A 5,737-nucleotide genomic window follows, 5' to 3' on the forward strand; every position below is an offset into this window, starting at 1 on the left:
TCATGTGAGTGTTTCAACGACCTCATCCTGGCACATCACGATGCCGTTGGGAGCCGTCCAACCCAACACTGCCCAAAATGTCAGAGCACGACGCGCGAGCAATGGCTCGCCGATCGTCAGGCGGATCTTCTGCCGGTGCCGTACTTCCACGTCGTGTTCACGATGCCGGCGGAGGCCGCCGAGATCGCCTTCCACAACAAGGTGGCCGTCTATGCGATCCTGTTCGATGCGGTGGCGGCGACGCTGAAGACCATTGCGGCCGACCCTCGACACCTTGGCGGCGAGATCGGTTTCCTCGCCATCCTCCACACATGGGGGCAGGCGCTCACGCATCATCCGCATATCCACTGCCTGGTTCCCGGCGGCGCGCTCGTGGATAGCGAACGCTGGCTCGCCTGTCGGCCGCGCTTCTTTCTCCCGGTCCATGTGCTCTCCCGCCTGTTCCGGCGGCTGTTCCTCGAACGGCTTCAGGCCGCTCATCTGGCCGGCAAGCTACGCTTTTCGGGCACGCTCGCCGGGCTCGATGATGCCGAAGCCTTTGCCGGATTGGTGCGACAGCTTCGTCGCAAGGACTGGATCGTCTTTGCCAAGCCGCCATTCGGCTCGCCCGAGCATGTTCTCGCCTATCTCGGTCGCTACACCCACCGCGTCGCCATCGCCAACAGCCGCCTGGTCAGCGCCAACGACACAGACGTGACCTTCCGATGGCGCGATTATCGACGCGGCAACGCGCCAAGGCTGATGTCACTCGATCCGCACGAGTTCATCCGGCGCTTCCTGATCCATTGCCTGCCCGACGGCTTCCATCGCATCCGGCATTATGGCTTCCTCGCCAATGGCTGCCGCCGGGCTCGACTCGCGATCATCCGGCAACTTCTGGTGGCGACGCAGCCCGCGCCAACCGCCGCGACCGGTGAGATCACCAGGTCGCTTCCGCGCTTTGACCCAACCGTTTGCCCCTGCTGCGGCGGCATTCTACGCATCACGGCCACACTGCCACATTGGCGGGCCCGGCCACGACCGCCGCCTGATACGTCATGAGCTCGCGCTTCGATCCGAACATTGATCCTGACGGCGTCGCGATATCAGCCTCGACGGACGCGATGATGCCCCGTGTCCGGTATCTTGCCGATCCACCCGCTGAGCAGGCGTCCATCCGGCGACCCAACCCAAAATGCCGGTCGGCGCGTCGATCGCCTCGACCAACACCGGCGGTTCGGTGTCACGACCACCGCCGAGAGCGCATCGCGTTACCCAAAGCCAGTCGCCAGCACCGGGCGGAGCAACACTAATCCCATAGCGCGTGGCCGCGTCAGCGGGTTAGTTCAATCCGGCTTCAATGAGGTCGCGCACCGCGCCAAGCCCGACGATCATCGCCGCGCGACCTCACAGAACCCTCCAGATTCCCAAAGTGAAAGATGTCTGATTCATGAGGCCCCGTGTTGAAGCGCGGAGCTGGCGATGGGGATCAAGCGATACGAGTTGAACGAAGCACAGTGGGCGAAGATCGCGGCTTTGCTGCCCGGCAAGGCGAACGATCCCGGGCGGACAGGGTCGGATAACCGCTTGTTCGTGAACGGTTGTTTATGGGTGTTGCGCTCGGGCGCACACTGGTGTGACCTGCCGGAGCGCTATGGTCGCTGGAAGACAGTGCACCGCCGGTTCAGCCGGTGGTGCCATAGCGGTGTCTGGGAACGGGTGTTCGACACGCTCACAGCCGACCGGGACAACACCTACCTCATGCTCGACAGTACCATCGTTCGCGCCCACCAGCAGGCAGCGACCGGAAAAGGGGGGCCAAGGACCAGGCGCTGGGGCGTTCCCGAGGTGGATTGACGACCAAGGTCCATATGCTGGCCGACACGTTGGGAAGGCCGTTGCGCTTCCGGATCACGGCTGGCCAGGCGCACGACATCACCGCCGCTGCCGATCTTCTGAAAGGACAGAAGGCCAAGGCGGTACTCGCCGACAAAGCCTATGACAGCAACGACTTGCGCGAATTGATCGCCGGCATGAAGGCCGAGGCGGTGATCCCCTCCAAGCGAAACCGCAAGGTCTTCATCCCCCACGACAAAGCCGCCTACAAGCATCGCAATCAGATCGAACGATGCTTTGGGCGTATGAAGCATTTCAGGCGATTCGCTACCCGCTATGATCGACGTGCCAGCCACTTCACCGGCTTCGTCCATCTCGCCGCAGCCATGATTTGGTTACGATGAATGTCGATCCGGCCTAGGATGGTGTCGTTCAACTTCCGTCCGAGATCGAAGGCGGAGCCGCAGCGCCATATTGTTCCACGGCAAGCCTCGCGCAGATCTTGCGCGCCCGCTCACGGACATCGGAAAGATGCTCGTCGATGAAGCGTGTGGGCAGGCCTTCGACGATACTGCCGATGTGAAGATAGTCAGCCGATTTCATCGAAAAGGCCCGGAAGAGATATCGGCTCGATAATTCCCGCAGCGAGTCCAACTGCCCTTGTTCGTCCAGCCATGCGTCGCGGGCGCCCGATGTCGTGATCGTGATCATATGGCCTGCGGTCAACGGGCCTCGTCCTGCGCCATCCTGGACTTGATGCGGCGTGACGCCCGCGCCGATCACGCGATCGACGTAGCCTTTCATCATGGCCGGCGGCAGGCCGAACCAGATCGGATAGATGAGCGCCACAACATCACAACCTTCGATGGCTTCGAGTTCGGCACGCACGTCAGGCGCGATCTCGAAACCACGCCTGTCGGGCCGTTCTTCGTTCTTGAGTACCGGATCGAACTTCATCGCATAGAGATCACGCAGGATTGCCTCTTGCCCGCATTCCCGAACTGTCTCGCAATAGGCGTGTGCGATGGCGGCATTGAAGCTCTGTGGATCGGGATGGATGAGGATCGCCACATGTCGGGCATGCCCCTTTGCCGCGTCAGCCATCGAACGACTCCTTCAGCTGCAATGCTACCCTACCGCACGATGGCTCGCCCTTGGGGAAATTACGCAACGATGGACATCACTGACGAAGCGGCCAGTTGGTGTCCCGCCAGAATGTGGAGCGCTTCGATCGCCCGATCGCTTGCGCGGGACAGGCGGTGGCTGACGAGAATCAGACGCTGCCGGTCACACATTCAGATTCTTGTCCAGCCATTCGACCACCAAACGCGCTTTCATGATCCAGGCCTTCTGAGGTTCTCCCGCAGGAGCCCATGCACAGGAGCGAGATAGGTGCGACCCAGTGAGAGGCGCCGGCGCTCTCCACCCGAAAGTCCGATGTCATTCTCACCGACCCAGTGTTGAGGCCATCCAGAAGTGCTACCGGTCGATCATCGATCACGGCGACATGCAACATGGCCCATAGCTCGGCATCGGCCACGGCCTCGAGGGTCAGCAGCAGGTTGTCCCGGGTCATCTCGGCGAACAGAACGGCGTCCTGTGGCACCGCCTGGGCCTACAAGATCATGTGGGGGCGTCTAACGACCGCGGTCATTCCCACGCATCCGGATTAATACTGATAGCAGGCACATCGCCACATGGTATTTCGCTTGAGTTCTCGGGCTCGGCCTCGCGGTCGGCTTCAGTCTCCTCAACGGCATCTGGCACGAGGTCCACTTGCCCAATGGGGAGACGGTGCCGGACGAAACTGAGCTTTCGGAAACCGTTGCCGGCCTGAACCCTGAACTCCGCCGGCGTAGATGCGTGAGTGGGGATGAAGATGCTCGGTAGCTGCACAACCTTGGATTGGCCCGATGGTGAGGAGAGGTTTCCGACATCTGTTTGCATGGATTGCGCGGTTCGCCGGGACTCTTTGTGCGGAACGCTTGCCGGTGAAGACCTCATCACGCTGCACAAGCTTGGCCGGCGCCGCCGTTTACGTCGCGGCGAATCGATCGCCTGGGCAGGAGAGGAGAGCCGTCGTTGCGCGAACGTCCTTTCGGGCATCCTGAAAGTCAGCGCGTTGACCGCCGACGGCCGCGAACAGATTGTCGGCTTACTCTATCCGTCGGACTTCGTGGGACAGCCCTTCGTGGGCAGCTTCGAATTCACAGTGACGGCGTTGGGAGACGCGGAAATCTGCACCTTTCGTAAGTCCGATTTCGAAGGGTTTCTGTCGACGCGAAACGGGATGACCCAGGCTCTCCTGCGCCGTACCTTCGATACGCTGAGCGATGCGCGCAAGCGCATGCTTCTACTCGGTCGTCAAAGTGCCAGCGAGAGGATCGCAGACTTTCTGCTCCAAACTTTCGAGAGGATCGGGGGCTATAGCGCCAGCGCCAATGGACCGGTAACCTTCGATCTTCCTCTTTCCCGAGGCGCAATCGCCGATGTGCTGGGCCTCACCATCGAAACGGTCAGCCGGCAAATGACCAAGCTCAAGATGGCCGGCGTGATTGCCCTGCCGGGCGGTCGCGCGGTGACGATACTCAAGCGCGACGCGCTCAGGCGAATGGCCGACGCTGCCTGAATGATCGTGGCCGCTAGGCGCGACAGCGCCGGCCGAGGCTGTCGCGCAATAGTGTTCGTGCCGCGGGCGTAAGACGCTGCTCCGCGAGCCCGAGGATCGCCAGTTCCTCGAACGCCATATCGGCCCGGCACGCTTCGAAGAAGCAGCGAAGCATATATCCCAATGTTGTTGCAGGCAGTGGAGAGCATCCAGGCCGGAGAGCCGCGACGAGGTCCTGCGCTTGCACAACCTGTGACGCGCTGCGGCAGCGCATACGATCAATGACCGCTTCGCCGTTCGGCATCGTCCGTGGGGCGAAAACGGTTTCCAAAAACCTGCGCTCTCGAGCTTCATGGGTGGGAAGCCGGTTCTCAAGCTCGTGGCAAACCCAGGCTGCGTCATCTTCTTCCGGAAGGGTCGGCAGAGCGCCCGCAACCGATTCCAGCATATCGCAAAGACAGGCAAGCTCGGCGTGGTCGATGAGCAGCGCGATCAGGTCGATCTCGTCGATCATGTACCAACCCATCGGTGGGACCAAGTTCGTGGCGGCTTGCATTGCTCAGAACCGCATGCCGATGCCGATACCAGGCACCAGAGGGTCGAGGTGGACACGCTCGCGGTTGATCAGACTGCCCGTCGTCAGACGGGCCGTGGTATCGATGTCGATATATTTGAGGTCAATGTTGAGGAAAATGCGAGGGGTAATGTCGATATCGACGCCGGCCTGCAGGGCATAGCCGAAGCTGTCCTTCAGTTTCAGCTTCGTGTCACCAATAGCCGACTGGAGCGCATTGCTGGCCTTTTCCGAATAGAAGATCGTGTAGTTGACGCCCGCGCCGACATAGGGCCGAATATGTGCGTTGGGCGCAAAATGATATTGAAGCGTGAGCGTTGGCGGAAGCACCCAGGTTCGTCCTGCCTTGCCGAGCCCGTCAAGCGCGCCGCGTCCTTCGATGTGATGCTTCGTCGTGGCCAGGATCAGTTCGGCACCGATGTGCCTAGTCGCCATATAGGTGAAGTCCACTTCTGGCGCATAACTGTTTGTCACCGCCGTATGGGCGGTCGGAAAACTCGGAAGGATCGGGCCGGTCTTCTCGGTCGGCGTCACCCGGATCGCACGGGCACGGATGATCCAACGCTTGTCTGCTTCTTCGGCATGGGCCGGGACCGCGAGCGCGGCAACAACTGCGCCAATCGATACAAGGACTATCCTTTTCATGCCTATCTCCATGCCGTGTTAGCCCGTCCTATTCAGTGGTGGCCTGAGGGCAGTGGCGCTGGGGGGCTGGCTTGAGGCGAAGACGCGGCTGGCCG

The 5,737-nt window shown here is 61.4% G+C and carries 6 protein-coding genes and 1 pseudogene; 3 read left to right on the forward strand and 4 right to left on the reverse strand.

Features of this window, described 5'->3' with window-relative positions; translation table 11 throughout:
* Positions 1 to 27: 27 nt before the first annotated feature.
* Both V2I08_RS20020 and V2I08_RS20025 read left to right on the forward strand, forming a co-directional pair.
* On the forward strand, positions 28 to 1,041 hold the full coding sequence (locus V2I08_RS20020; protein ID WP_349636521.1) for an IS91 family transposase: 1,014 nt from the start codon (positions 28 to 30) through the stop codon (positions 1,039 to 1,041).
* 420 nt (positions 1,042 to 1,461) lie between these two features.
* Positions 1,462 to 2,219: pseudogene (locus V2I08_RS20025) on the forward strand (IS5 family transposase).
* Positions 2,220 to 2,247: 28 nt separating this feature from the next.
* On the opposite strand, the gene V2I08_RS20030 reads toward V2I08_RS20025, so the two are convergent.
* Together V2I08_RS20030 and V2I08_RS20035 are read right to left on the reverse strand one after the other, a co-directional pair.
* Entirely contained in the window at positions 2,248 to 2,919 is a 672-nt protein-coding gene (locus V2I08_RS20030; protein ID WP_043155225.1) for an NAD(P)H-dependent oxidoreductase, read from the reverse strand.
* A 169-nt stretch (positions 2,920 to 3,088) separates the two neighbouring features.
* Positions 3,089 to 3,421: a hypothetical protein gene (locus V2I08_RS20035; protein ID WP_043155222.1), complete on the reverse strand. Its 333-nt coding sequence runs from the start codon at positions 3,419 to 3,421 to the stop codon at positions 3,089 to 3,091.
* A gap of 267 nt (positions 3,422 to 3,688) precedes the next feature.
* Between V2I08_RS20035 and V2I08_RS20040 the strand changes: the two genes are divergently transcribed.
* Positions 3,689 to 4,444: a Crp/Fnr family transcriptional regulator gene (locus tag V2I08_RS20040; RefSeq protein WP_235209975.1), complete on the forward strand. Its 756-nt coding sequence runs from the start codon at positions 3,689 to 3,691 to the stop codon at positions 4,442 to 4,444.
* Positions 4,445 to 4,457: 13 nt separating this feature from the next.
* Here V2I08_RS20040 and V2I08_RS20045 read toward each other — a convergent pair whose 3' ends face one another.
* The gene (locus tag V2I08_RS20045) at positions 4,458 to 4,937 is read right to left on the reverse strand and encodes a hypothetical protein (RefSeq protein ID WP_152542917.1); all 480 of its coding nucleotides are present in this window, start codon (positions 4,935 to 4,937) and stop codon (positions 4,458 to 4,460) included.
* Between the two features lie 45 nt (positions 4,938 to 4,982).
* Entirely contained in the window at positions 4,983 to 5,642 is a 660-nt protein-coding gene (locus V2I08_RS20050) for an OmpW family protein (RefSeq protein WP_043155211.1), read from the reverse strand.
* Between the last annotated feature and the right edge of the window lie 95 nt (positions 5,643 to 5,737).

This window comes from Sphingobium sp. MK2 (assembly GCF_040170545.1).
Lineage (GTDB): Bacteria > Pseudomonadota > Alphaproteobacteria > Sphingomonadales > Sphingomonadaceae > Sphingobium.

What these genes read in the sequence shown, in the direction of transcription:
- V2I08_RS20030 (WP_043155225.1), bottom strand. Translation starts at nt 2,919, where the DNA reads ATGGCTGACGCGGCAAAGGGGCATGCCCGACATGTGGCGATCCTCATC.
- V2I08_RS20040 (WP_235209975.1), top strand. Translation starts at nt 3,689, where the DNA reads ATGAAGATGCTCGGTAGCTGCACAACCTTGGATTGGCCCGATGGTGAG.
- V2I08_RS20045 (WP_152542917.1), bottom strand. Translation starts at nt 4,937, where the DNA reads ATGATCGACGAGATCGACCTGATCGCGCTGCTCATCGACCACGCCGAG.
- V2I08_RS20050 (WP_043155211.1), bottom strand. Translation starts at nt 5,642, where the DNA reads ATGAAAAGGATAGTCCTTGTATCGATTGGCGCAGTTGTTGCCGCGCTC.